This window comes from Marinospirillum alkalitolerans (genome assembly GCF_045055655.1).
Classification (GTDB): Bacteria; Pseudomonadota; Gammaproteobacteria; order Pseudomonadales; family Halomonadaceae; genus Marinospirillum; species Marinospirillum alkalitolerans.
Genome location: NZ_JBANFI010000001.1, coordinates 601431 through 625102, shown reverse-complemented (window position 1 = coordinate 625102; position 23672 = coordinate 601431). Strand labels below are relative to the sequence as shown.

General features: G+C 55.5%; 23 protein-coding genes and 1 riboswitch. Of the genes, 9 read left to right on the top strand and 14 right to left on the bottom strand.

Annotation, left to right across the window (positions count from 1 at the left end; all coding sequences use genetic code 11):
* Positions 1-128: 128 nt before the first annotated feature.
* Complete coding sequence (locus V6U78_RS02800) at positions 129-992, bottom strand: phosphotransferase family protein (protein WP_405336964.1); 864 nt, start codon at positions 990-992, stop codon at positions 129-131.
* Positions 983-1099: riboswitch (TPP riboswitch) on the top strand. It overlaps the preceding gene by 10 nt.
* 1 nt (position 1100) lies before the next feature.
* Here V6U78_RS02800 and thiB point away from each other — a divergent pair.
* The 7 genes from thiB to V6U78_RS02765 all read left to right on the top strand — a co-directional run bounded on the left by thiB (position 1101) and on the right by V6U78_RS02765 (position 9994).
* The gene (thiB, locus tag V6U78_RS02795) at positions 1101-2138 is read left to right on the top strand and encodes a thiamine ABC transporter substrate binding subunit (RefSeq protein WP_405336962.1); all 1038 of its coding nucleotides are present in this window, start codon (positions 1101-1103) and stop codon (positions 2136-2138) included.
* 3 nt (positions 2139-2141) lie between these two features.
* Entirely contained in the window at positions 2142-3686 is a 1545-nt protein-coding gene (locus V6U78_RS02790; protein ID WP_405337084.1) for an ABC transporter permease subunit, read from the top strand.
* Between the two features lie 7 nt (positions 3687-3693).
* Positions 3694-4338, top strand: coding sequence for an ATP-binding cassette domain-containing protein (locus tag V6U78_RS02785; protein WP_405336960.1), 645 nt, complete (start codon positions 3694-3696; stop codon positions 4336-4338).
* Between the two features lie 91 nt (positions 4339-4429).
* Entirely contained in the window at positions 4430-5518 is a 1089-nt protein-coding gene (gene serC / locus V6U78_RS02780) for a 3-phosphoserine/phosphohydroxythreonine transaminase (protein ID WP_405336958.1), read from the top strand.
* A 4-nt stretch (positions 5519-5522) separates the two neighbouring features.
* A complete protein-coding gene (gene pheA / locus V6U78_RS02775; protein ID WP_405336956.1) occupies positions 5523-6629 on the top strand; it encodes a prephenate dehydratase in 1107 nt (368 codons plus the stop codon).
* Between the two features lie 30 nt (positions 6630-6659).
* Positions 6660-7769 carry a histidinol-phosphate transaminase gene (gene hisC / locus V6U78_RS02770; protein ID WP_405336954.1) on the top strand — a complete coding sequence of 370 codons (1110 nt, stop codon included), beginning with the start codon at positions 6660-6662 and terminating at the stop codon, positions 7767-7769.
* Positions 7766-9994, top strand: coding sequence for a bifunctional prephenate dehydrogenase/3-phosphoshikimate 1-carboxyvinyltransferase (locus V6U78_RS02765; protein ID WP_405336952.1), 2229 nt, complete (start codon positions 7766-7768; stop codon positions 9992-9994). Before hisC ends, V6U78_RS02765 begins: the two co-directional genes overlap by 4 nt.
* Positions 9995-10132: 138 nt before the next feature.
* Here the strand turns inward: V6U78_RS02765 and V6U78_RS02760 are convergent, their stop codons facing one another.
* Entirely contained in the window at positions 10133-11032 is a 900-nt protein-coding gene (locus V6U78_RS02760; RefSeq protein ID WP_405336950.1) for a cation diffusion facilitator family transporter, read from the bottom strand.
* Between the two features lie 258 nt (positions 11033-11290).
* Between V6U78_RS02760 and V6U78_RS02755 the strand changes: the two genes are divergently transcribed.
* The gene (locus tag V6U78_RS02755; protein ID WP_405336948.1) at positions 11291-12226 is read left to right on the top strand and encodes a LysR family transcriptional regulator; all 936 of its coding nucleotides are present in this window, start codon (positions 11291-11293) and stop codon (positions 12224-12226) included.
* 148 nt (positions 12227-12374) lie between these two features.
* On the opposite strand, the gene V6U78_RS02750 is transcribed toward V6U78_RS02755, so the two are convergent.
* Both V6U78_RS02750 and V6U78_RS02745 read right to left on the bottom strand, forming a co-directional pair.
* Entirely contained in the window at positions 12375-12875 is a 501-nt protein-coding gene (locus V6U78_RS02750) for a SixA phosphatase family protein (protein WP_405336946.1), read from the bottom strand.
* Positions 12876-12905: 30 nt separating this feature from the next.
* A complete protein-coding gene (locus V6U78_RS02745) occupies positions 12906-13811 on the bottom strand; it encodes a LysR family transcriptional regulator (RefSeq protein ID WP_405336944.1) in 906 nt (301 codons plus the stop codon).
* 130 nt (positions 13812-13941) lie between these two features.
* Between V6U78_RS02745 and V6U78_RS02740 the strand changes: the two genes are divergently transcribed.
* Entirely contained in the window at positions 13942-14541 is a 600-nt protein-coding gene (locus V6U78_RS02740; RefSeq protein WP_405336942.1) for an FMN-dependent NADH-azoreductase, read from the top strand.
* A 53-nt stretch (positions 14542-14594) separates the two neighbouring features.
* On the opposite strand, the gene V6U78_RS02735 is transcribed toward V6U78_RS02740, so the two are convergent.
* The 10 genes from V6U78_RS02735 to msbA form a co-directional block, all read right to left on the bottom strand.
* On the bottom strand, positions 14595-15650 hold the full coding sequence (locus tag V6U78_RS02735) for a CobW family GTP-binding protein (RefSeq protein ID WP_405336940.1): 1056 nt from the start codon (positions 15648-15650) through the stop codon (positions 14595-14597).
* A 128-nt stretch (positions 15651-15778) separates the two neighbouring features.
* Positions 15779-16294 carry a methylated-DNA--[protein]-cysteine S-methyltransferase gene (locus V6U78_RS02730; RefSeq protein ID WP_405336938.1) on the bottom strand — a complete coding sequence of 172 codons (516 nt, stop codon included), beginning with the start codon at positions 16292-16294 and terminating at the stop codon, positions 15779-15781.
* Between the two features lie 64 nt (positions 16295-16358).
* The gene (locus V6U78_RS02725; RefSeq protein ID WP_405336936.1) at positions 16359-16931 is read right to left on the bottom strand and encodes a hypothetical protein; all 573 of its coding nucleotides are present in this window, start codon (positions 16929-16931) and stop codon (positions 16359-16361) included.
* Positions 16932-16978: 47 nt separating this feature from the next.
* The gene (locus tag V6U78_RS02720) at positions 16979-18133 is read right to left on the bottom strand and encodes a transglycosylase SLT domain-containing protein (protein WP_405336934.1); all 1155 of its coding nucleotides are present in this window, start codon (positions 18131-18133) and stop codon (positions 16979-16981) included.
* Positions 18134-18280: 147 nt separating this feature from the next.
* Positions 18281-19330, bottom strand: a complete 1050-nt coding sequence (gene murB / locus V6U78_RS02715; RefSeq protein ID WP_405336932.1) for a UDP-N-acetylmuramate dehydrogenase — start codon at positions 19328-19330, stop codon at positions 18281-18283.
* A 9-nt stretch (positions 19331-19339) separates the two neighbouring features.
* A complete protein-coding gene (locus tag V6U78_RS02710) occupies positions 19340-19816 on the bottom strand; it encodes a low molecular weight protein-tyrosine-phosphatase (protein ID WP_405336930.1) in 477 nt (158 codons plus the stop codon).
* A gap of 10 nt (positions 19817-19826) precedes the next feature.
* The gene (gene kdsB / locus V6U78_RS02705) at positions 19827-20639 is read right to left on the bottom strand and encodes a 3-deoxy-manno-octulosonate cytidylyltransferase (protein ID WP_405336928.1); all 813 of its coding nucleotides are present in this window, start codon (positions 20637-20639) and stop codon (positions 19827-19829) included.
* A gap of 1 nt (position 20640) precedes the next feature.
* Complete coding sequence (locus V6U78_RS02700) at positions 20641-20838, bottom strand: Trm112 family protein (protein WP_405336926.1); 198 nt, start codon at positions 20836-20838, stop codon at positions 20641-20643.
* On the bottom strand, positions 20831-21874 hold the full coding sequence (gene lpxK, locus V6U78_RS02695) for a tetraacyldisaccharide 4'-kinase (protein WP_405336924.1): 1044 nt from the start codon (positions 21872-21874) through the stop codon (positions 20831-20833). Before lpxK ends, V6U78_RS02700 begins: the two co-directional genes overlap by 8 nt.
* Entirely contained in the window at positions 21874-23616 is a 1743-nt protein-coding gene (gene msbA / locus V6U78_RS02690; RefSeq protein WP_405337082.1) for a lipid A export permease/ATP-binding protein MsbA, read from the bottom strand. Before msbA ends, lpxK begins: the two co-directional genes overlap by 1 nt.
* Between the last annotated feature and the right edge of the window lie 56 nt (positions 23617-23672).

The window sequence follows — 23672 nt, the reverse complement described above, 5'->3', positions numbered from 1 at the left end:
ACACTCTTGTTCATGTAACGATCAGCTGCCCTGAGACTCACAAGCCGGCTTCTCGCCTCTTTGCCGTTGCGAGTCTACTGGATTATCAAGGTGTTGGCTGCCCCTCGCGCGTTTTTGATCGCCCAGCTTTAAGCAGGAGCAGTCTTGACGCGACTCAGCTGGGCCAAACGTGCCGCCGCCCAAAGTTGATCCAACCCATGCAGCCACTTACTCATCAAGCACCAGGCTTGGCTGCCCAAAGGATGATAGGCCGCCAAGACACCTTCTAGCTGCACCCGCTCGGCAGGCGTCCAACCTAGCCAGCGATCGACAGCCACCGCATCCAGCCAGGGGTTACCCAAACCACCATACTCCCAATCCAGCAGCACCCAGTCCCGCTGATCCACCAGCAATAGATTTTCAAGATGCAGATCCTGATGAATCAAACACACCCGCGATGACCAGCTGGCGGCCTGTTGCTGTAACTGGTGTTTTAAAGCTTCCAACTCGTCAGGTCGACCAGCCTGCTGCCAATAGGTCTCGATCAGCACCGGATAATCCCATTGATGTAAAGAGGAGGCGGGTGTGCGCCATACAGCCAACAGCGTTTGGATCAGCCGATCACGCTGTGCTTGTGTCACACGGGCGGGATCAACCCGCTCACCCTGCACTTCAGCACAAAGCTGACCTTGCGCCGCGATGGCCCAGAGCTTTGGCATCCACGGCTGCCCGGTGAGCTGCTGCAACAGTGCTTCCTCTGCACCCTGAGGCAGGATTGACGGACTGGCTCCAGAGCGGCGCTGACGCCATATACCACGCCCTTGGGGGCAGATGACACGCCACACATCATAGCCAGATCCAGAAGCTAAAAAAGTCGCCTGCTGGGGTGCAGGCCAGGCTGGTGGAAAGTTGAGCCTTGGAGAGGGCAAGCTCGCCTGAGCGCCAGCAACAGAAAAAGCCACACCAGAAGATGAATCACCCAGCGGGATCAGGTTAGAATGCTCGCGTCTCATCGGGGTGTCTGGTCACGCAGCCGGTTATGTGCCACCAGACTGAGAAAATAGACCCGCACCACCTGATCTGGATCATGCCAGCGTAGGGAAGTGGGATAGGAGAAAGACATGTTCACCACCTTTGTCATGCCAAGCCTGCCGCGCAGGCTGGTTGTGTTTTTTGGACTGATCTTGCTGGCCTTGTCCACCAGTATTTCGTTCAGTCATGCGGATGAGCGTCCTCTGTTACGCGTCTTCACCTATGGTTCGATGACCAGCGATTGGGGGCCAGGCCCAGCCTTGAAGGCCCGCTTTGAGGCAGAGTGCCAATGCAGGGTCGAGTATAACAGCAGTGAAGATGGTGTCAGCCTGCTGAATCGCCTGCGCCTTGAAGGCCAGCGAACCCGCGCCGATGTCATTTTAGGACTTGATACAGGCTTGATACCCGAGGCTGAGCGTTTGGGGCTGACACAACCTCATCAACTGGCATTGGAGTCCTTCCGCCTCCAAGACAACCTGGCCTGGGATCACCCGCACTTTATTCCTTTTGATCAGGGCTATTTTGCCTTTGTCTATCATCGTCAGCGCACTCCCCATCCTGTGACCAGCCTTGAAGCACTGCTCAATAGCGACGCACGGATTATTTATCAAGATCCGCGCACCAGCACGCCGGGGCTGGGACTACTGATCTGGATCCAGCAGGTCTATGGTGATCAAGCGCCTGAGGCATGGCGACGCTTAGCGGAGCGCACAGTGACGGTCACCTCAGGTTGGTCTGATGCCTATAGCCTGTTTTTAGCGGGTGAGGCTGATTACGTACTCAGCTACTCCACCTCTCCTGCCTATCATTGGCTTGAAGAGCAGGACTTTAACTATCAGGCTGTCTTGATGGAAGAAGGCCATCCACGCCAGATCGAAGTTGCCGCGATCAGTCGCTGGAGCCAGAATCCCGACTTAGCGCGCGATTTTCTGGCTTTTCTACTCAGCCCCAGCACCCAGGCCGAACTGCCACTTGGCAACTGGATGCTGCCGGTGATCGATGACGTGGTGCTCCCCGATGCCTTTGAGGCCTTGATTCAGCCTGAACCGCTCGTGATCACCCCTGAAGAACTAGATCAGCAACGCAGCCGCTGGATACGCATCTGGCGCACGGCCGTGAGTCGCTAGTTGATGTGGCAACACCGCCTGAGCCTATTTTTTCTGGCCCTGAGTAGTTTTGTGACGCTGAGTGCCTTCTGGGCGCTTGGTGGACAAGGAACCGGACCCGATTACAGCCTGCTCAGCGATCCTTGGTTCTGGCAGCTGTTGGGCTTTACCTTCAAGCAGGCGCTGCTCAGTAGTCTGCTGGCGGTGGGGCTGGCCTTGCCTCTGGCGCGGCTGCTGGTGCTGGATCGGCAGCTGCCCTTGAAAGCCTTTTTTCTGCGCTGGTGCCTATTGTGTTTTGTCCTGCCCAGCTTGGTATTGATTACCGGCCTGATTCTGCTGCTAGGACGACAAGGCTGGCTGGCTCCTTTGCTGGGACCAGAATGGCAGATTTACGGCCTGCAGGGCATTTTGATCGCCCATGTGTTTTTGAATCTACCCTTAGCAATTCGATTGCTGAGCGCGCAATGGGCCAGTATTCCCAGCCAGAGCTGGCGTTTAGCGAGCCAGCTTCAACTCAGTTTTTGGCAGCAGTTGTATCATGTTGAATGGCCTGCACTGCGCCCGATTCTTGCGCCTTTATTCGGGCTGATCTTTCTGCTGTGCTTTAACAGCTTTGCCGTGGTGCTCACCCTTGGCGGTGGCCCAGCCAGTTCCACACTCGAAGTGGCGATTTATCAAGCGCTGAAATTTGATTTCAATCCAGGTGAGGCCCTCTTTCTGGCCTGGACACAACTGCTGCTCGCAGGCAGCCTCTTCTGGTTCTTCCAGCGTTTTGGCAAGCTCAGCTGGCTGGCGGTCGCCGATTCTGGCCCCAGCTGGCAACCTCGCCCGCACCGCCTCACCCTCTACCTTGGGCGTCTTTATTATCTGCTGATTGGGCTCTTTTTAAGCCTGCCTCTGCTGGTGCTCTTACCGCGTGCAGTGCAGGGACTCAACGCGCAGCTGCCTTGGTTGCTGTTGCTTCAAGCCAGCAGCTGGAGCCTCCTTCTGGCCGCCTCCGCAACCTTGCTCTGCCTCAGCATGGCACTGTCACTCAGCCATTTTGCTATCGTGCGAGGCGGCCTTTGGGCCAGATTCACGCGGCTGATCGCGCTGCATCAGCTGGTGGTGCCCGGTATGGTGCTGGCCGTGGGGGTGTATCTCTTCTTTTTGCCGTGGATTTATTGGCAAGACTGGGGATGGCTAGCGCTGATTCTGCTCAATAGCTTGGTGGCACTGCCCTATGCCTTCAGCCAAATCCAGCCGGCGATGTTTCAATATCACCAGTCCTATGCTCGCCTGAGCCAAAGCCTCGCCCTCACACCTTGGCAGCACTGGCGCGATGTCCTCTGGCCTTTTTTAAAACCCTGCCTCTTACCCAGTGCGGGGCTGGTGCTGGTGCTGCTACTGGGTGACATGACCTTATTTAGCCTCTTTGGCTCCGCCCATTGGCCCACCCTGCCTTGGGTGATTTATGAACTGGCAGGCAGCTATCGTCTGAATGAGGCTGCGCTGGCCTCCTTGCTGCTGCTCGGTTTCTCTTTTTTAGGTCTGATGTGGCTTGAGCGCTCCAGACCGTCAGTGACGTAGGTCTCGCATGTCAGGATGTCAACTCAAACAGTTTAGTGTGCAGCGCGAAACTCAACGCTGGTGTTACGATCTACAGATTCCCGCCGGTCAGGGGATCGCCCTGATGGGCCCCAGTGGCTGTGGCAAAAGCTCCCTGTTAGAGGCCATCGCTGGCTTTATTCCCCATCAGGGGGCCTTGTGGATAGCTGGTGTGGATGTCAGCCAGCAGCCAGCGCAAAAACGTCCCGTCAGCTATCTGTTTCAGCAGCAGAATTTCTTTGAACACCTGACGGTGGCCACCAATCTACGGCTGGGCTTTGCGCAGAGCCACCCCACGGCTGAGCAATGGCAGGCTGTGCTCAGCGCCTGCGAACAGCTTGAGGTGGCGACCTTGCTGGATCGTCGGCCAGCAGAGCTTTCTGGCGGTCAGCAGCAACGTCTCGCCTTAATACGCACACTGTTGCGCCCGCAACCGCTGGTGCTGCTGGATGAACCCTTTAGTGCGCTGGATGATCAACTTCGTGATACAGCCTGCCAATGGGTCAAGGCACAACTCAAGCGCCAACAGCAAAGCCTGATTCTGATCACCCATCGCGCAGAAGAAGCCGAGCAGCTGACGCAGCATCGCTTCTCGCCCAAGGACTTTTTGCACACGCACAAAAACCCCAGCTGATCCCTCTGAGGACGGAGGCGACAGCGCAATATTTACTGTATGATAGGTGGCATTTTCTATCCCTCTCACCCTGAGTTATAAGAGAACCATCATGAGTCGTCTTTTTAACTTCTGTGCTGGACCTGCTGCGCTTCCCCAAACTGTTCTCGAACGCGCACGCGATGAAATGCTCGATTGGCAAGGCCGTGGCCTGTCAGTGATGGAAATGAGCCACCGCAGTGAAGCCTTTATCAGTATTGCGGAACAGGCCGAAGCGGATCTGCGCAGCCTGCTGGCCATTCCTGATCACTATAAAGTGCTGTTTATGCAAGGCGGTGCCTCCAGCCAGTTTGCTATGCTGCCGCTGAATCTCGGTGGTCAAGGCGGTACGGCCAACTATATCTATACCGGCATTTGGGGTCAGAAGGCGATACAAGAAGGCCAGCGCTATCTGCCAACCCATCTGGCAGCCAGCAGTGAAGCCAACGGCCTAACGCGGGTGCCAACGCCAAGCGAGATCCAACTCAGCACCGATGCGGCCTATTTGCACTACACCAGCAATGAAACCATTGGCGGCCTCCAGTTTGATTACATCCCAGAGGTCAGCGACGATCTGCCGCTGGTGTGCGATATGTCCTCGGATATTCTCAGTGGCCCGATTGATGTCTCACGCTTTGGCGTCATCTATGCCGGTGCACAAAAGAATATCGGCCCAGCCGGTCTGACACTGGTCATCATTCGTGAAGACCTGCTCGATCGCGCTCAGGCGCAGACGCCAACGATGTTTCAGTATCGTGTCTGTGCTGATCATGCCTCGATGTACAACACCCCGCCCACCTTTGCCTGGTATTTGGCTGGACTGGTTTTTGACTGGCTCAAAAACGAGGTGGGTGGCTTGGAGGCCATGGCGCAGATCAACCAGCGCAAGGCTGCTCGCCTTTATCACACCATTGATACGCTGGATTTTTACAGCAACCCGATTGCCAAGCCCAACCGTTCGCAGATGAATGTCCCCTTCCGCTTGGCGGATGCCAGCTTGGAAAAAACCTTCCTCAAAGAAGCAGAAGCAGCGGGACTGCTCAACCTGGCTGGACACCGCAGCGTTGGCGGTATGCGTGCGAGCCTCTATAACGCCGTACCTGAGGCGGCAGTCGACGCCTTAACCGCATTCATGACAGATTTTGCACACAAGTGGGGATAACAAGATGGCGCAACAAGAACTCGGTCAGTGGCGTGATTTAGCCCAACTCCGCGAAGAAATTGATCAACTGGATCAACAGCTGCAAACCCTGCTCAACCAGCGCGCGCAGTGTGCGCAGCAGGTAGCGCAGGTCAAAACCGCCACCGAAGGCGAAGACACCCAGTTCTACCGCCCTGAGCGTGAAGCGCAGGTGCTGCGCCGCATCATGGAGCGCAATACCGGCCCCCTCTCGAATGAAGAAATGGCACGGCTGTTCCGTGAAGTCATGTCGGCCTGTCTGGCGCTAGAGCGCCCCATCAAGGTGGCCTATCTTGGCCCTGAAGGCACCTTCACGCAGCAGGCGGCGCTGAAGCACTTTGGTCATTCGGCCATCTGCTTGCCGATGGCGGCGATTGATGAAGTCTTTCGCGAGGTCGAAGCTGGCAGCGTTGACTATGGCGTGGTCCCCATCGAGAACTCCACTGAAGGCGTGATTAGCCATACGCTGGATAGCTTTATGGATTCTGGCCTGCAAATCAGCGGTGAAGTGGTGCTGCGCATTCATCAGCATCTGCTGCTGGGTGAGAACACCCGTCCAGATAAGATTTCGACCATCTATTCGCATGCTTCCTCTCTGGCCCAGTGCCGCAAGTGGATTGATGCCCACTACCCAGGCGTTGAGCGTGTGCCTATGCCCTCCAATGCAGAAGCGGCACGCAAGGTATGTGGTGAATGGCATTCAGCCGCCATCGCCGGTGATATGGCCGCCCAGCTCTATGGCCTCAAAAAACACGCTGAGAATATTGAAGACACACCAGATAACGCCACGCGTTTCTTGATTATCGGACGCCATACCACACCCGCATCGGGCGAAGATAAAACCTCATTGATGCTCTCTATGCGTAACCAGCCAGGCGCACTCTACCAGCTGCTTGAGGTCTTTAATCGCCATCAGGTGGATATGACCCGCATTGAAAGCCGTCCTAGCCGTTCAGGGGCGTGGAACTATGTGTTTTTCATCGACTGCACTGGCCATCAGCAGGAGCCACGCATCCAAACCATGCTGGCCGAACTGGGTGAGCGTGCAGCCGAAATGAAGGTTTTAGGCTCCTATCCTAAGGGTGTTCTCTAATCCAGGATGTTCTCTAAATAAGAGGGAAGCATGATGAGCTGTGATTTTCTCCAACTGGCCCAAGCCGGTATTCAGGGGCTGACGCCCTACCAGCCGGGCAAACCCATCGACGAAGTGGCGCGCGAACTCAACTTACCGCTGGAGCAGATCGTCAAGCTGGCCAGCAATGAAAACCCGCATGGCCCCAGCCCCCAAGTGGTTGCCGCGCTGCAAGCCAGTCTTGCTGAGTTGCCGCGCTACCCTGATGGCAGCGGCTATCGCCTCAAGGCCGCTTTGGCTGAGCGCCTCGATCTCGATCCAGAACAGATCACCCTCGGCAACGGCTCTAATGAACTGCTGGATCTGATTGGCCGCTGCTGGCTCACGCCCGGCACCAATGCCGTCTATAGCCAGTATGCTTTTGCTGTCTATCCCATCACTACCCAGGCCGCAGATGCAGAGCATCGCCAAATTCCAGCCAAGAACTGGGGCCATGATCTGCCTGCTATGGCCGCTGCGATCGATGCCCAAACGCGCGTGGTCTTTATTGCTAATCCCAATAATCCAACAGGGACTTGGCTGAGCGAGAAGCAACTACGCGAGTTTATGGCGCAGGTGCCCGAGCAGGTGCTGGTGGTGCTGGATGAGGCCTACTGTGAATATGTCACTGAAAGCGCCTATCCCAAGAGTCTGGCCCTATTGGCGGACTATCCGAATCTGATTATTTGCCGTACTTTCTCTAAAGCCTATGGCTTGGCTGGGTTGCGCATCGGCTACAGCCTGTCTTCAACGCAGATTGCCGCCACGCTGAATCGCATCCGCCTGCCGTTTAATGTCAGCCAGCTGGCCTTAACCGCAGCAGAAGCAGCCTTGGCAGATCAAGATTTCCTCGCCCAGTCGCTGGAGACCAATCGCGCTGGGCTGCTCCAGCTTGAAACCAGCTTTCATGAACTGGGGCTGGAATATATTCCTTCAGTAGGGAACTTTATCTGCGTGCGCGTTGGCGATGCCGCTGCAATCAACCAGGCCCTGCTTGAGAAGGGCGTGATTGTCCGCCCGCTCGCGCCCTATCAGATGCCGGAGCATCTGCGCATCAGTATCGGCCTGCCAGAAGAAAACCAACGCTTTCTTGAGGCCTTACGTCAGGTGCTGGATCAATGAAACAACTGCTGGTGATCGGCCTCGGCTTGATTGGCGGCTCGGTTGCACTGGCCGCTCGGCCGCTCTATGCGCGCATTGTCGGGATGGATCTTGATCCAGCTGAGCGCCAAGCAGCGCTGAGCCTGGGTGTCGTCGATGCCGTCACGGAGGATCTAGCCAGTGCCGCCAGCGCAGCAGATTTGATTCTGCTGGCCGTACCCGTGCTGGCCGTCGAGAGCGTCCTGCGCCAACTGCAACCCCATCTGCGCCCCGAAACTGTCATCACTGACGTGGGCTCATGCAAGGTGGTGGTAGCCGAAGCCGCGCAACGGGTTTTTGGCCACATCCCCGCGCAGCTGGTGTTGGGCCACCCCATTGCCGGTGCAGAAAAAAGCGGTGTGGCCGCTGCGCTGCCTGATCTGTTTCAGCAGCGCAAGGTGATCCTGACCCCGCAGGCAGAGACAGATCCCCAAGCGCTGGCCCAAGTGCGCCAATTATGGCAAACCTGCGGCGCTGAAGTGCTGGAAATGGACATGCAGCAGCATGATCAAGTGCTGGCACGCACCAGCCATCTCCCCCATCTGCTGGCCTACTCCCTAGTCGATACCCTGGCCAGTCAGGATGAGCGCCTGGAGATGTTTCGCTATGCCGCAGGGGGATTTCGTGATTTCACACGGATCGCTGCCAGTGACCCGATCATGTGGCGTGATATTTTTCTGGCGAATCGCGAGGCCACACTCAGTGCCTTGGATGATTTTGTCGCAGGTGTACAACGCCTGAGAAGCGCCATAGATCAAGCCGACGGGGATCATCTGGTGGCCACCTTTACGCGCGCCAAGGCCGCGCGCGATTACTTTACAGCTTTGCTGAATGCGACAGGCTATCAAAAAATGACTGATCAAAAAATCAACTTTATCACCCAGCCGCCCAGTGGCGCGCTCCAGGGTTCCATCCGCGTTCCTGGCGATAAATCCATCTCTCATCGCTCGATTATGCTCGGCGCTTTGGCCGAAGGCACCACGCAGGTCAAAGGCTTTCTTGAAGGCGAGGATGCCTTGGCAACTTTGCAAACCTTTCGTGATCTCGGTGTACAGATCGAAGGCCCCCATCACGGTGAAGTGACCATTCACGGCGTGGGTCTTCATGGCCTGCAAGCACCCAAAGGCCCCTTGTATCTTGGCAACTCAGGCACCTCGATGCGCCTGCTGGCGGGTATTCTCGCCGCGCAGCCTTTTGATACAGAGCTGACTGGCGATGCCTCTTTAAGCAAACGCCCGATGAACCGCGTCGCTGATCCTCTGCGCTTGATGGGCGCTAAGATCGAGACACAAGAAGGAGGCCGTCCACCGCTTAAAATCACCGGTGGGCAGACCTTGCGCGGCATTGATTACACCCTGCCGATGGCCTCGGCGCAGGTTAAATCCTGCCTGCTGCTGGCCGGACTCTGGGCTGAAGGCGAAACATCCACCACCGAACCCGCGCCAACCCGTGATCATACCGAACGGATGCTGCGTGGCTTTGGCTATGCTGTTGAGCAGCAAGGTGCGACTGCGCGTGTCCGCAGTGGCGGCCAGCTTCAGGCCACGGCCATCGATATTCCTGCCGATATCTCATCAGCGACCTTCTTCCTGGTGGCCGCCGCCATGACACCCGGCAGCGATCTCACTCTTGAGCATGTTGGCATCAACCCAACCCGCGATGGCGTGATCCATATCCTGCGCTTGATGGGGGCCGACATCGAGATCCAGAATCCGCGTGAAATCGGCGGCGAGCCAGTCGCTGACTTGCGTATTCGCGCAACGCCACTGAAAGGGATAGATATTCCTGTTGATCTGGTACCACTGGCGATTGATGAGTTTCCGGCGCTGTTTATTGCTGCGGCCTGTGCAGAAGGCACCACGCGTCTGCGCGGTGCAGAGGAATTGCGCGTCAAGGAATCAGATCGGATTCAGGTCATGGCCGATGGTTTGGCCGCTCTGGGCATCGACTGCACCGTGGTTGAAGACGGCATTGATATTCAAGGTCGTGGCGATCAGCAGGCAGTCTTTGGCAGCGCACGCCTGCCTTGCTACCATGATCATCGCATTGCGATGAGCTTTGCTATTGCCGGTCTGCGCTCTGCTGGCTCAATCATTATTGAAGACTGCGCCACAGTGAACACCTCCTTCCCTGGCTTTGCTGAACTGGCTCGCAGTCTAGGCTGTGGCTTAGAAGTGCAGCAGGGCGATCTGCCACCAGCAGGATAAACAAATGACCCCGAGAGTGGGCGCTCCACTCTCGGGGTCATTGATCATCTGCCACTGCTTGTTTCAGCTCTTGTTTCAACTCTCATTCCAACTCTCATTCCAACTTTCGTTCAATAAGGCTAGAGCGAATGAATGCGATCAGGCATCGGCATGCCAGTAATCCGAATCGGCTGGATGGAAGTTGACTCGCACCATCGGCTCTAATTCCAACTCACTCAGCTGCGCTTCAATCCGCTCGACCAGCCCTTCGATTTCATGAATCGATTCAACAGGCCACTCCACCTCAACCATCAGATGGCTGCCAATTTTGGCCATTTTGCAATGGCTGCGGTGAATATCCAACTCAGCCAGTAACCGATAGACCTGCTTACGCAACTTGGGACCGGGTGTCACCATCAGCACTTCAGCCACCGCCTGACGCAACATCTTGACCGGAACCGCCATAAAATAGAGCGAAGCCCCAACCACCATCAAAGGGTCAGCATAAACAGCCCAAGCGTGATAACCCAGATAATCCAGCAGCCAAGCGGCCGCAAAACCGAGCAACACCGCCCCACTGAGTACGCTATCCATCAACCACTGACGACTCTCAGCTTCAACCAGAACTGAAGACTCATCACGCAAGTAACGACGCATCACGGACCAGACGGCCAAACAACCCAGCACACTAACCAGAGCAAAAATCATCGCAATATCTGCGGCCACTTCACGGCCACCTGTCAATAAAGAAGTCACCGCCAAGACCAGCGAAACACAGCACACCAAGAGGATCACCAAGGCTTTCAGTGCAATGGTCAAAGGCTCAACAAGATAGCGGCCAAAGTTAAAGTGGGTATCCGCCGGTGCCTGAGCTAAGCGCAGGGCCAGCAAGGATAAAAGAGAGAGGCCCAAACTCACCAAGGAGTAAACGGCATCAAAAAGAATGGCTAAAGACCCTGCCAACATTCCCCAAACCAAACCAGTTAAGGCAAAGAAACCACCACCCCAAACGGACAAGGTCAGAATCGATTGCTCCGAATCGATTTTAAAGGACAACATGCTACACCTCTGCTGTAATCAGCTTATGGCTAAAAAAACGGCTCACAAAAAAGAGTTCATTTGACCCTCAGATCGAGGGCGCTTTCATTGGTTGGCTGCAGCATCACCTGGCTATTCAGAGTCAGAAAAACCGTCGTTTTAATCTCTAAAAAAAGCCTTGTTAATGTCAGCTGGCTTATTCTATGCTGGCTGCATAATTTGTCGCAAAACGCTAAGCGACGATTTTTCCGTCACTAGTCTCACTTACCTTGAGTCATCATGCGCCCTAATCAAGCTGAAATTCTGCTGACTGTCTTGGACGAAGGCTCCATCGCGGCGGCAGCTCGTCGCCTTAACCGCAGCCGAACCACCGTGAGCACTGCCCTCAGCGCGCTAGAAGATGAGCTGGATGCCCAGCTCTTTGAGCGTACTGGCAAGGAGCTCTACCCCACGCCCTTGGCTTGGGCGATCCAACCTGATTGCCTGCGCTATCTGCAAACCTATCGCCAGATTGCTGCGCGCTGCGAGCAAGAGCGCCAAGGGGTCGAGGTGGCCCTGCGTCTGGCCCGTGATGATGCGCTGCCAGAAGCCTTTTGGCGCGCGACCATCCGCGAGCTGAAAAAGCGCTTTCCGCTGACTGGCGTTGCCGTCTATCTGGCTCCGCCTCAGGAGCTGGCTGATCTGGTCGAAACCCAAGCGGTAGATCTGGCCTTTGGCTTAACCAGCCGTTATCTGGAACAGGATTATGAGCAGCTGCACTTTCAGGAGCTGGGCAGCCTGCGCCAACTGATTGTCAGCGCGCCAGATCATCCACTATGCCGCTTGCCTCTGGTACGCCATGAGGACTTAGAGGTCCATACCCAAATTACGATGGCTTTTATGGAAGAAGATGAACTGGTGCCAGAACAGGCAGTGAGTGCCAATTATCTTGCCATGACGCAATTTGAACTGATGCGCGATGCCATCTTGGAGGGCACTGGCTGGGGACGCCTCCCACTGCCCGTTATCGCCCAAGCCTTGAAGGAAGAGCGCCTCAGACAGCTGCGTGCCCCAGACGCCGTGACTTGGCAGGCTTATTATCGACTGAATATTCGTGGCCAAGGGCAAGGACAGGTCGCCAACTGGCTGGCCAGCCAGGTGCGCAGCTATCTCAAACCTTTTGCTAAGGAACCTCTGATCAACGTCACGAGCGCAGGTCAGGCAAGGCAAAATTGATCGAAAAAGCGGAGTTTACACGGAGTAAATGAGCATTTTGAGGCCAATTTTAACGCAGCATCACCAAGCACAGTAGTTAGTCAGAGGTTTCCTAATACACAAGAGCGCCCACTGCTGCCTTAACAAAAGATCACCCCAGCGGGCGGGTTCAGAGACTCGAACGATGCAGCTTGGGATAATCAAACAGCAAGCGCTGTGCGCAGCCAGAGAGAAGCGGCTGCTCAGCTGGCCAACCCAGCTGTATCCAAGCGGCTGTTGGAAAGTAGTCGACCGGATGGCCTGTCATCCACTGCGCCAGCTCGGCCAATCCAGGATTATGACCGATCAGCATCAAATGGCGCGTCACGGCCAGCTGAGGCACAACCAAAGCCAAGAGCTGCGCCAAACTCGCCTCATAGATTTCTGGCGTCAAACGCACTTCCACCTGCGGCCAAGCCGCACACAAGGGCTCCGCTGTCGCGCGGGTACGACGTGCTGGGCTGAGTAAAATCAGATCAGGCGGGGTGATTTTTTGCGTCAGGCGCGCGCTCAATCCCGGTAAATCACCACGGCCACGCTTATTCAATGGACGGTCGATATCGGCCAGCTGATCGTCTTTCCAGCTGGATTTGGCGTGGCGTACCAGCGTTAAATAATGTTGCGATGGCATCTTGCTCGACTCCTTGTGGCTGGCAAAAGATTAAAACCTGGCAGTATTGGGCAAACGCTCAACAAGAAAATCAATTAACACGCGAACAGCAGGCAGTAAACCACGACGATGGGTGTACACCAGATGCAGATGACTCACCGGCAGCTGCCAGTTGGGCAGCACTTCTTGCAACCGCCCCTGTTCAACCTCGGCTTGGCACAGCTCTTCTGGCAGGGCCGCAAGCCCCAAGCCCTGGGCCGCAGATTCACGCAACAGCCATAAATCATCAGCCATCAAACGCGGCTGATAGCTCAGGTTCACCACTTCACCATTCAGGCTTGATGTCAGCTGATAGACATAGCGTCCACTTGAATAGGGCATCGAGAGGCTGGCCCAGGTCATCAAATCCACCGGATGCTGAGGCAGACCTTGCTGCGCGATGTAATCCGGATGGGCATACAGGCGCTGTACCGAAGGCGCGAGTGAGCGCACGATCAGGCTAGAATCCTCCACACTGGCACGCACACGCAGGGCAATATCCACCTGAGCTTCAAGCAGATGAATCGGCTGATTGGTGACCAGCAGATCGACCACCACCTCAGGATAGAGCTGCATAAACTCAGGAATCAGCTTCACCAGCATATTCTGACTGATCGCATAGGGGCAGCTGACACGCACCCGACCACGCGGCACCGCCTGAACCTCTTGGGTCAGCTCATCTGCGGCCTGCGCTGCGGCCAAAATCGTCCGGCAAGGCACCAGAAACTCACGCCCGATTTCAGTCAGCGCCAAGCGCCTGGTGGAACGCTGGAGCAGACGCACCCCCTGCTCTTCTTCCAACTGGGCAATGCGGCGGCTCAGGGTAGACTTGGGTATGCCTAAAAGGCGTGCAGCCTGGCTAAAGCTGCCTTGCTCAACTACCTGAGCAAATAAAGCCATATTGGTTAAGTCTTTCATGATTGTTCCACTAATGGGACAGTGCTTCTCATTTTAGCCCACTTATCTTTTTTCACCCAGCCACCTAGAATGATCAATATCTTCACCCACCTCGCCTCCTGAAGGCGCCATCGATAAGGGGTTCTCTAGCATGAAAATTTTACAACTGGATAGTGGTTTATTCGCAGGTCAATCGGTCAGCCGTGATTTGACACAGAAAATTGTGGCGCAGTTACAGCAGCAACACCCTCAAGCTGAAGTCATCTATCGTGATTTGATTGCACAGCCAGTGGCCCATCTGGACGCGGAAATTCTGACCGCCAGCGCCACAGCAGAAGCCGAGCGCAGCCCACGTCAACAGCAAGAACTGGCACTCACCGAAACCCTGCTGGAAGAAATTTTTGCCGCTGATGTCTTGGTGATCGGCGCACCCTTGTACAATTTCAGCCTGCCCACACAGCTCAAAGCCTGGATAGATCGCATCACTCAAGCTGGGCGCACCTTCCAGTACACTGCAGAAGGTCCAGAAGGGCTCCTCAAAGGCAAGAAGGCCTTTATTGCTTCTGCTCAGGGTGGTATCTACTCCGAAGGCGCAGCGGCAGCGATGGAGCACCAGGAAAGCTACCTGCGTGTCTTGCTGGGCTTTATCGGTATTGAAGAAGTGCATCTAATCCGTGCGGCTGGCCTGAATATGCCTGAGCATCGTGAGGCTGGTCTGCGTCAGGCTGCTGAGGCCATTGCTGCCCTCTAATTCCCCCTGTTTCTCCCCTTGAGCCGCCGCAGTTTGGCGGCTTTTTTGTGCCGCTAATCCGCATCAAATAAACTTGGCGCGGTAGGTGTTGATAAGAACCCACGTAAGCGCTCCGTTAAGGGGGCAGCCTCAAGCGCTTGTGTACTCAGTAGCTCAATACGCCCATCACGGCGATGGGTCACGGATTGCACCACCAGCTCACCCCCCACCTGATTAAAACTCACCCAGCGGCGGCGTCCCGTACGCACCACTGCTTTCAGACGCAGCAAGGCCGCACCGAGTTCTGCACTCAGCTCTAAAATCCACTGATAAAAGGCATCTTCATCCACCGCATCCTGATGATGCAGCACCCAGCCAAGCGATAAGACGCCCTCAGCCTGATGTAAAAGCTCAACCGGCTGACCCGGTTGAGGCAGTGCCAGAAAAGGCAATACCGGAGAGCTGGCCATGCGATGAGTTGCCGGACGCGGAAGAGAAGCGGCGGGGGCCTGCCAGTCTTGCGGTGCGGCTAAGGCCCAATCTGGCAGACGCCCCTGCTCTATCTCGATCACCGCCAGCTTAGGTGGAAAAAAAGCAGCGGCTCGCTCTTGGGCTTGCTGTCGCTGAGCCGGTGTAGCGAGATCGATTTTATTCAATACCAGTAAATCCGCGAGCGCGATCTGATCCTGAAACACCTCATGCGCCAGCACACGTGGATCATCCAATTGGCGCGGATCAAGGAGCGTGATCACTGGCTGTAAGCTCAGCACCTCAGCAAACTGCTCACTGCGCAGCAGATCGATCACCCCAGCAGGATGACCCAAGCCTGTTGGCTCAATAAATAGACGATCAGGACGAAATTTTTGCAACAGATTGACCAGCGTCACCGACAGAGTCAGGCCCAGACTGCAGCAAAGGCAGCCTCCGGGTAATTCCTTGACCTGCACCCCTTCACTGGCGTCGATCAACTGCGCATCAACACCGATCTGACCAAACTCATTGACGACCACCGCCCAACGCTCCTGCTCAGGTTTTTGTGCAAGGCAGTGGTTCAACAAGGTGGTTTTTCCAACACCTAAAAAGCCGGTCACGATATGGACAGGAATAGCAGGGTTCTTTGTGTTCGACATGGCTCAGTTCTTCTGTTGATCGTTGATAAGGCGCATTTTTTGCAAGCTCGCATCAAGCAGCAGGGTGTTCATCCACTGGCAGGCTGCTCTTCTATGCACAAGCCGTCAGCCAAGGAAAAGAGCAGAGATCACGCAGCCGATGGGGGCAAGGCTTCTAACTGAAGAAATCTGGCTTTCAAGTCTGTGCCCCAATGATAGCCGCCCAACCCGCCATCTTTGGCCACCACGCGATGGCAAGGCAATAGCAAACTGATGGGGTTGGCACCACAGGCCGAAGCCACTGCACGCACTGCCTTGGGCCGTCCAAGCGCCTCGGCCAGTTGGCTATAACTCCAGGTCTGTCCATAAGGAATCCAGCGTAAAGCCAGCCAAACCTGTTGTTGAAAAGCCGTGCCTTGCACATCCAGCTGAGGAAGCCGGCCTGTCGGATGCAAGGCCTGCTGGATCTGATCTTGCCAAGCCAGACGCAGGACCTCAGATGCCCGCTGAAGCGAACGCCCAGCCTGCTGGTGACGCAGCACAAAAGCCTCCGCGCAAAGCGCTGGCTCACAGCGAACCAAGCCCTTGGCACTGACCAGCAGCAACAGCGCACCATAGTGACTCTCCACCTGCATCCAGTTGAGCTGCTCTTGCTGTGGCTTCATCCTTTTTCCTCATACCAGTCAAAAAAATAGGGCCAGATGGCCCTATTCGATACATCCGCCTAGCTTAGCGGTTATTATTGCGCAACTGTTCATTCATGCGATCAGTAGCACGACCATGCATAAACTGTTCACGCATTTGCGATGAAGTAAATACCTCAGGCTCGGCACCCACCGCTTGCGCAGCCGCTGCCAGCAGATCTGTCACACTCTGCTGGCCCATCACGACCATCGAGCAGAATTGGTTCTGACCGTTAACGGTGTAATAGCCAGCCTGGGCACGGCGGGTGCCGACCAAACGTTCGTCAACAAGTTGGCGCGCAACCTGTTCGAAGTTTTCACCAGTTGTAAGGCCATCTTCCTGCGTTTGATTCGCACGCTGATAACCTTCTGTTAGAGACTGCAATCTTGCACCGACCGTTGTAGCTAACTGCTGGCGTGCAGCCAGATCAGCACGGCTACCGTCAATATTCATATTGCCTGATGCCGTCACACAGCCTGTCGCAGCCAATCCATCTTGCGCTTCTGGGGCCATAATCCAGCTTGGCAGGTTGGGTTGCTGCTGCTGGGGCGTACCGGCACAGCCGACTAGAACCAGTGAAGCAGCGAGCGCTGAAGCAGCAAAGATCTTCGATTTCATGATGACTCCTTGGTTTTTTTAAGATCACAATCAACTGTGATCACAGATTAATTAAATTGACGGTAAGCCAGCGTCCGTGAAGTGACCTTATCCAGATAATCACGCGTCTCTTGATAAGGCAGCTGACGGCTGAGCTGCTGATACACCTCTTGTGGCGGCATAGCATTGATCACACGCGCCGCTTGGGGAACGCTACGCGGGCCACCGGTAAAGGTCCGTGCCACATTGCCAGCCCCAGTATTATAGGCCGCAATCACTGCATACATTCGGCTTTCAGGATGCTCGATATGGCGCAAATAACGCGTATTGAGAATATTCAGGTAGATCGCACCAGCACGAATATTGTTTTCTGCGTTGTAAAGATAAGAGGGGCTAAACACACGCTGCTGACCATAGAGCTCTTGGCTCACGTCTCTTCCTGCCGATTGAGGCACGATTTGCATCAAGCCAAAAGCCGGAATATGCGAGCGTGCCATCGGGTTAAAGCTGCTCTCGCTGTGCATGATCGCCAGCATTAGCGCTGGTTCTAGCTGGTATTCACGCGCATAGCGCTCGATCAATGGCATAAATTCACGCGCACGCTGGCTAGTTCTAGCCTCAGGTAAAGGCACAGTTAATACCACTACTTCACGCGTGCCGCCTGTGGCCGCTGGTTGAGTCGTGCGCTGCACCTGGGCTTGGTTCAACATCGCCTCTGCATGCTCTGGCTCCACACCTTCCAGAACGCGTTGACGGCCAGAAGCACCCAGAGATTCCTGCGGCAACTGGGCAGCTTGGACCGCGCGCTGCGTAACTTCATCACGTGCATAGGCCTCTTCAACTGGGCGTTCCAGCACATCAACCAATAGCGCCATAGCCGCTTCAACACCTGATTGACCTGCCTCAGGCTCGACTTCTATCGTCACTTGGTTGGCTTCAAAATCCACCACGCTGCGGCTACGTTGATCGGCCGAATATTCGATCCAGCGATGCTGATCCGAAATCAGCGGCTCACGCCATTGGGTGCGCAACTCTTCCTGATAAGCAGCAAAGGCTGTAGCAAACGCCTGCTGATAAGCAGCGAAAGCCTGATCAAAATCCTGGGTAAACTGACCAAACGCCTGCTGCTGCTGTTGGCGAAATTGATTAAAATCAGTCGTTAACGCCGCAACAGGCCACAGCAGCCCTAAACTCAGACAAGCAACAGACAGAGACTTTTTCACAGGCAATCCTTTTCAGTGGCAACCTGACAAAGGCAGGTAGGAATCGCAAGAATTCTTACGACTCAGTGCAGATAAGTCAAGCCAGCGGCCTCGCTTTGCGCTTGGCTTGTGCTGAGTTTGCCAAATCCATCACAGCTTTGGCCCGCTTCAGTGCGCCTGACAAAGACTCAAGGCCGAGTCTGGCTCTCTTTCTAAATGGACCGCAAAACGCTCGGCCACACGCTGCTGAATCTGAGAGGCAAAAGCCAATAGCTCTTCTAAACTCCCACCACCATGATGCACAAGAACAAGTGCCTGCTGCTGATGCACAGCAAAAGCCCCTTGCCGCCAGCCCTTGAGACCCGATTGATCGATCAACCATCCTGCCGCCAACTTCACCTGCTGCGCATTGACAGGATAAACCGGCAGCTGCGGCCAAAGCTGACGCAGTTGTTCGGCCTGCTCGATCGACACCACAGGATTTTTAAAGAAGCTGCCAGCATTGGGGAGTTGCAAGGGATCAGGCAGTTTTTCACGGCGAATCTGGCTGATGATCTGCGCCAGCTGCCACGGCAGAGGCTGATCACTTTCAGGACGAGTGCTAAAGCGAGCGCGTAAATCAGCATAATCCAAGTTCAACTCACCCTGCTGGGTGAGTTGGATGTGCACATGGGTGATGATAAAACGCTGCCGCCAATCCTGCTTAAAGCGGCTCATACGATAGGCAAAAGCGCAATCCTGCGCTGGAATCCAATCGCGCTGTTGGCTGTCCACCCAGTAGCCTTCCACACCCACCAGCACCTCTTTGATTTCACGGCCATAGGCACCAATATTCTGAATCGGCGCGGCCCCGGCTTGCCCTGGGATCAAGGCCAGATTTTCGAGGCCATAGTAGCCACGCTGGGTGGTGTCTTCGACCAGCGCTGTCCAAGAATAACCAGCCGAAACGCGCAGTGTGAGATCTTGTGGCAGAGGATCAGGCCAGTCCAGTGGCTGAGCTTTTTGCCTGAGCACCACGGCCTCCAAGCGCGGTGGCAAAAGCAGGTTACTGCCCCCGCCTAAGGCCAATAAGGGAAGCCCATAGCGACGCGCCAGCGCACAGGTCTCCAGCACGTCCCCTTCGTCTTCTGCCTCACAACACCAAGAAGCGATGCAGGGCAGCTGCAAACTATTGTGGGGCTGTAAATCCGCCTGTGCTTCAAAAAAAGAATGCTTCACAGCCGATTCCTAAAGCGCAAAACGCTGGCGCAGATGAACCAAAAGACGCTGATTGGCACTTTCGACCAGATCGATCACCTGATGAAAATCGGCGGCCTCACCATAGTAGGGATCTGGCACTTCTTGGATCGCACCAGGATTGAAACTCAGCAGCAGACGAATCTTTTCTAGCTGCTCTAACTCCGTTGCCAGAACTTCCACATCGGCTTGGTTCTTTTTATCCATCACCAGAATCAGATCATAGTGATCCAGATCCTCGGCGGTGATCTGGCGTGCACGCAAGCCGCTCAGATCATAACCGCGCTGTTCAGCGATCGCCTGCATCCGCTGATCTGGTGCCTTACCCAGATGCCAGTCACTGGTGCCCGCTGAATCGATCTCGATCTGATCCACCAAACCGGCTGCAACAACCTGTTGACGAAAGACCGCCTCGGCAGCTGGTGAGCGACAGATATTCCCTAAACACACAAACAACACCTTCGGCATGGTTTTTCCTTTAAGACTGGCTGGAGCAAGATGACGCTGAGGCCTGACGCTCAAGAAGATAAGCAACGACCCGCTGATAATCCTCCTGCGTATCGATCCCTGCTGGGTGCTGAGTGCAGGCTGGTGCCACATGAATCTGATGCCCCTGCCACAAAACACGTAGCTGTTCTAGCTGCTCGATGGCTTCAAGCGGCGCAATCGGCCAGGTGACATAGGCATCAAGCAGCGCCACGCGATAGGCATAGAGGCCGATATGACGCTGAAACTGACCGAGGCAGGATTCTGGCAAGGGCTGATCGCTCAATGCAAGAGGCGCAGTGAAGTGGTCGCGTGCCCAGGGCAAAGGGCTACGGCTAAAATAGAGTGCATACTGCTGCTGATTGGTGACCAGCTTGACCAGATTGGGATTCAGCAGATCGCGCACCTGTGTGATGGGTTCACTCAAGGTGGCCATACTGGCCTGAGGATGCTGCGCCAGATTCGCCGCCACTTGATTGATCAGCTCGGGCGGAATCAGGGGCTCATCGCCCTGCACATTGACCACCACCTCATGACTAGAAAGACCCAGCAAGGCAGCGGCTTCTTGCAAGCGATCAGTTCCACTGGGATGCTCGGCACGGGTCATCACCACCTGAGCGCCAAAGCCTTGTGCCACTTCTTGCACACGGGTGTCATCAGTGGCAATCACCACGCGCTGCGCCTCACTGGCACAGGCTTGATGCCAGACATGCTCCAGCATGGTCTTGCCCGCCAGATCTAACAAGGGCTTACCTGGCAAGCGGCTTGAGGCATAGCGCGCGGGAATAATCACGGTAAAGGCCATGTTAGTCAGCCTCTTTTTTACCCAGACGCTCATCCGCACTCAGTGGGCGGGCTTCATCTTCCAGCATGACCGGAATCCCATCACGTATCGGATAGGCCAGACCACTCGCGGTGCAGATCAGCTCCTGAGCAGCGGCATCATAGTGCAGTGGTGCATGAGAAACAGGACAGACGAGTAAAGCCAGCAGCTGCTTATCCATGATACTTTTCCTCTTTAAGTTGCTGCACTTGAAGGTGCAGCTGATATAGAAATTCTTTAGGAAGATCGGCACAAACCTCTTGCACCCAATGCTGCTCATTCAGCCAAGGTCGAAGCTTGACAGCATCCTTGGCAGTCATCACCCAAGGCAAGGGCGCTGCAGATAAACGGCCTAGAGTATTGGCATCCATCACGGCATGGTCGGCCAGCGGATAGCCACTCACCTGAAGGCCCAGTGCTTGCAACTGATCAAAAAAACGCTGTGGATGACCTATGCCTGCCAGAGCTTGCACCGCCTGCCCAGCAGCAAAAGGACAGTTGTACTGCCAATGGCCATCGCCTCGTCGCCAGCCAAGCGTCTTTAAGCCATAGGACCAAGCCGTAACAGGCACTGGTTCAAGCAACCTGCCCAAATCTTCACTGGGCGCACCTTGCACCAGTAGCGCATCCACCTGAGCTAAACGCGTCAAGGGCTCACGCAAGGGACCAACAGGCAAACAATGCTGATTGCCAAAACCTCGCTGACCATCAATCACCACCAGCTCAAGATCACGGCCTAGTGCCCAGTGCTGTAAACCATCATCAGCCAGCAGCAGATCACACCCCTGCTCCACCAGTAAGCGGGCTGCTGCCGCACGATCAGGCGCAACAGCCACAGGCAGCGCCAGCTGCTCAAATAGCATTTGTGGCTCATCCCCCACCTGCGCAGCCGTGGTGTCCGCACTGACTAAGTAAGGGTAGTGAGGGGCTTGTCCGCCATAGCCTCGGCTGACAATACCCGGTCGCCAACCCTGCTGCTGAAAAAACTGCGCCAGCGCCGCCACCACCGGAGACTTACCACTGCCCCCGACGGTCAGATTACCGACCACGATCACCGGGACCCCTGGATGCTGCACCCGTTCGAGCTGCTGCTGATAACCCTGCCTACGACGCGCCACCACAGCGCGATATAAGGCCTCCAAGGGGCGCAGACCCAGCAACCAGCTGGGTCGGTCTTGATACCATTGGCGCTCGATGGCCCGACGAAAAAATGACATCAGGATTGGGCAGTGATGGGTTCATGGAACTGCATCTGGTGCAGCTGCGCATAATGGCCTTTCAAGGCCAACAGCTCGGCATGGGTGCCGGCTTCGACGATCTGCCCCTCGGCCACCACCAGAATACGATCGGCCTTTTCGATGGTCGATAGGCGATGCGCAATCACAAAAGTGGTACGACCTTGCATCACATGCTCCAGTGCACGCTGAATATAGCGCTCTGATTCAGTATCCAGTGCCGAAGTTGCCTCATCCAGAATCAGGATCGGCGCATCCTTCATAATCGCCCGCGCGATGGCAATACGCTGGCGCTGGCCGCCCGAAAGCAAAACACCGTTATCGCCGACGAGCGTTTCTAGCCCTTGCGGCAGTTGATCGGCAAACTCGCTCACATAGGCGGCTTCAGCGGCGGCACGAATTTTGGCCGGGTCAGGATGGGCAATACCATAGGCAATGTTCTCCGCCAGACTGGCATTAAACAGGGTGACCTGCTGATTCACCAAGGCAATTTGTGCGCGCAGGCTGCTCAGTGTCAGCTCCTGCGTTGGAATACCATCCAGCAAAATCTGGCCCTGCTCGATTTCATAAAAGCGTGGAATCAAACTCGCCAGCGTGGACTTGCCACTTCCTGAGCGCCCAACCAGCGCAATCATCTCGCCCGGCTTGGCATGCAAGCTGACAGATTTCAGCGCCAGAGGCTGATCGGCACCATAGCGAAAGCTGACATCACGAAACTCCAGCTCGCCCTGAGCACGACCTAGCTGCTGCTGGCCAAGATCCGGCTCAGCGGGCAGATCAATATACTGAAAAACATCCTGCGCCGCTGCGAGTCCGCGCTGCACGGTATTGTTGATTTCTGTCAATTGGCGCAAGGGTTTGGCCATCAAAGAGGCGGCAGTCAGAAACGCGATAAACTCACCTGGCGTCATCTCACCCATGAGATCAGGCGAAAGTGCCAGCCAAACCAGCACACCCAGCGCACCGGCCACCAAGAGCTGCACCACAGGCGTGTTGATCGCCTTGGTGAGTGCCATCTTCATCGCCTGACGACGGTTATATTCACTGGCGTCTAAAAAGCGCTGATATTCAAAATCAGTACCGCCAAAGCTGCGCACCACGCGATAGCCGCTAATGGCTTCTGAAGCCACATGGGTCACATCGCCCATCGAATTTTGAATCCGACGGCTGATTTTGCGAAAACGTTGGCTGGCAAAGCGCACCACAATACCAATCAACGGCGCAACAGCAACAAAAACCAAGGCCAGCTTCCAGTTCACCCACAGCAGATAGCCCATCAGGCCAATGACAAATAAGCCTTCGCGCACCACGACGGTAATCGCATTGGTGGCCGCACCGGTGACCTGTTCAACATTAAAGGTCAGCCGCGAGACCAGATGCCCAGAGGAATTCTGATCATAAAAGCGCGCCGGTAAGACTAAAAAGCGCTTAAACAGATCAAGGCGCATAAAGTGGACCAGCTGACGCGCCACATGGGCCATAAAATAGGTGCCCATAAAAGTCCCTAGACCACGCAGCGCAAAAATGCCCACGACCAACAGTGGAAAGAACAGGCGCTTTTCATCCATGCCTTCTTGGATTGAATCCACCAAGAGTTTCATCACATGGGCAAAGGCGGTACTGGAAGCCGCATAGATGGCATAGCCCAGCACACTCAGCAAAAACACAAACCAGTAAGGGCGCACATAACCCAGCAGGCGGCGATAGGCCACCCAGCTGCTCAGGTCAGCGGCTGGCGTCTGTTTGGGGTCAAGAGAAGGCGTCGCCGTATCCGGCGTGA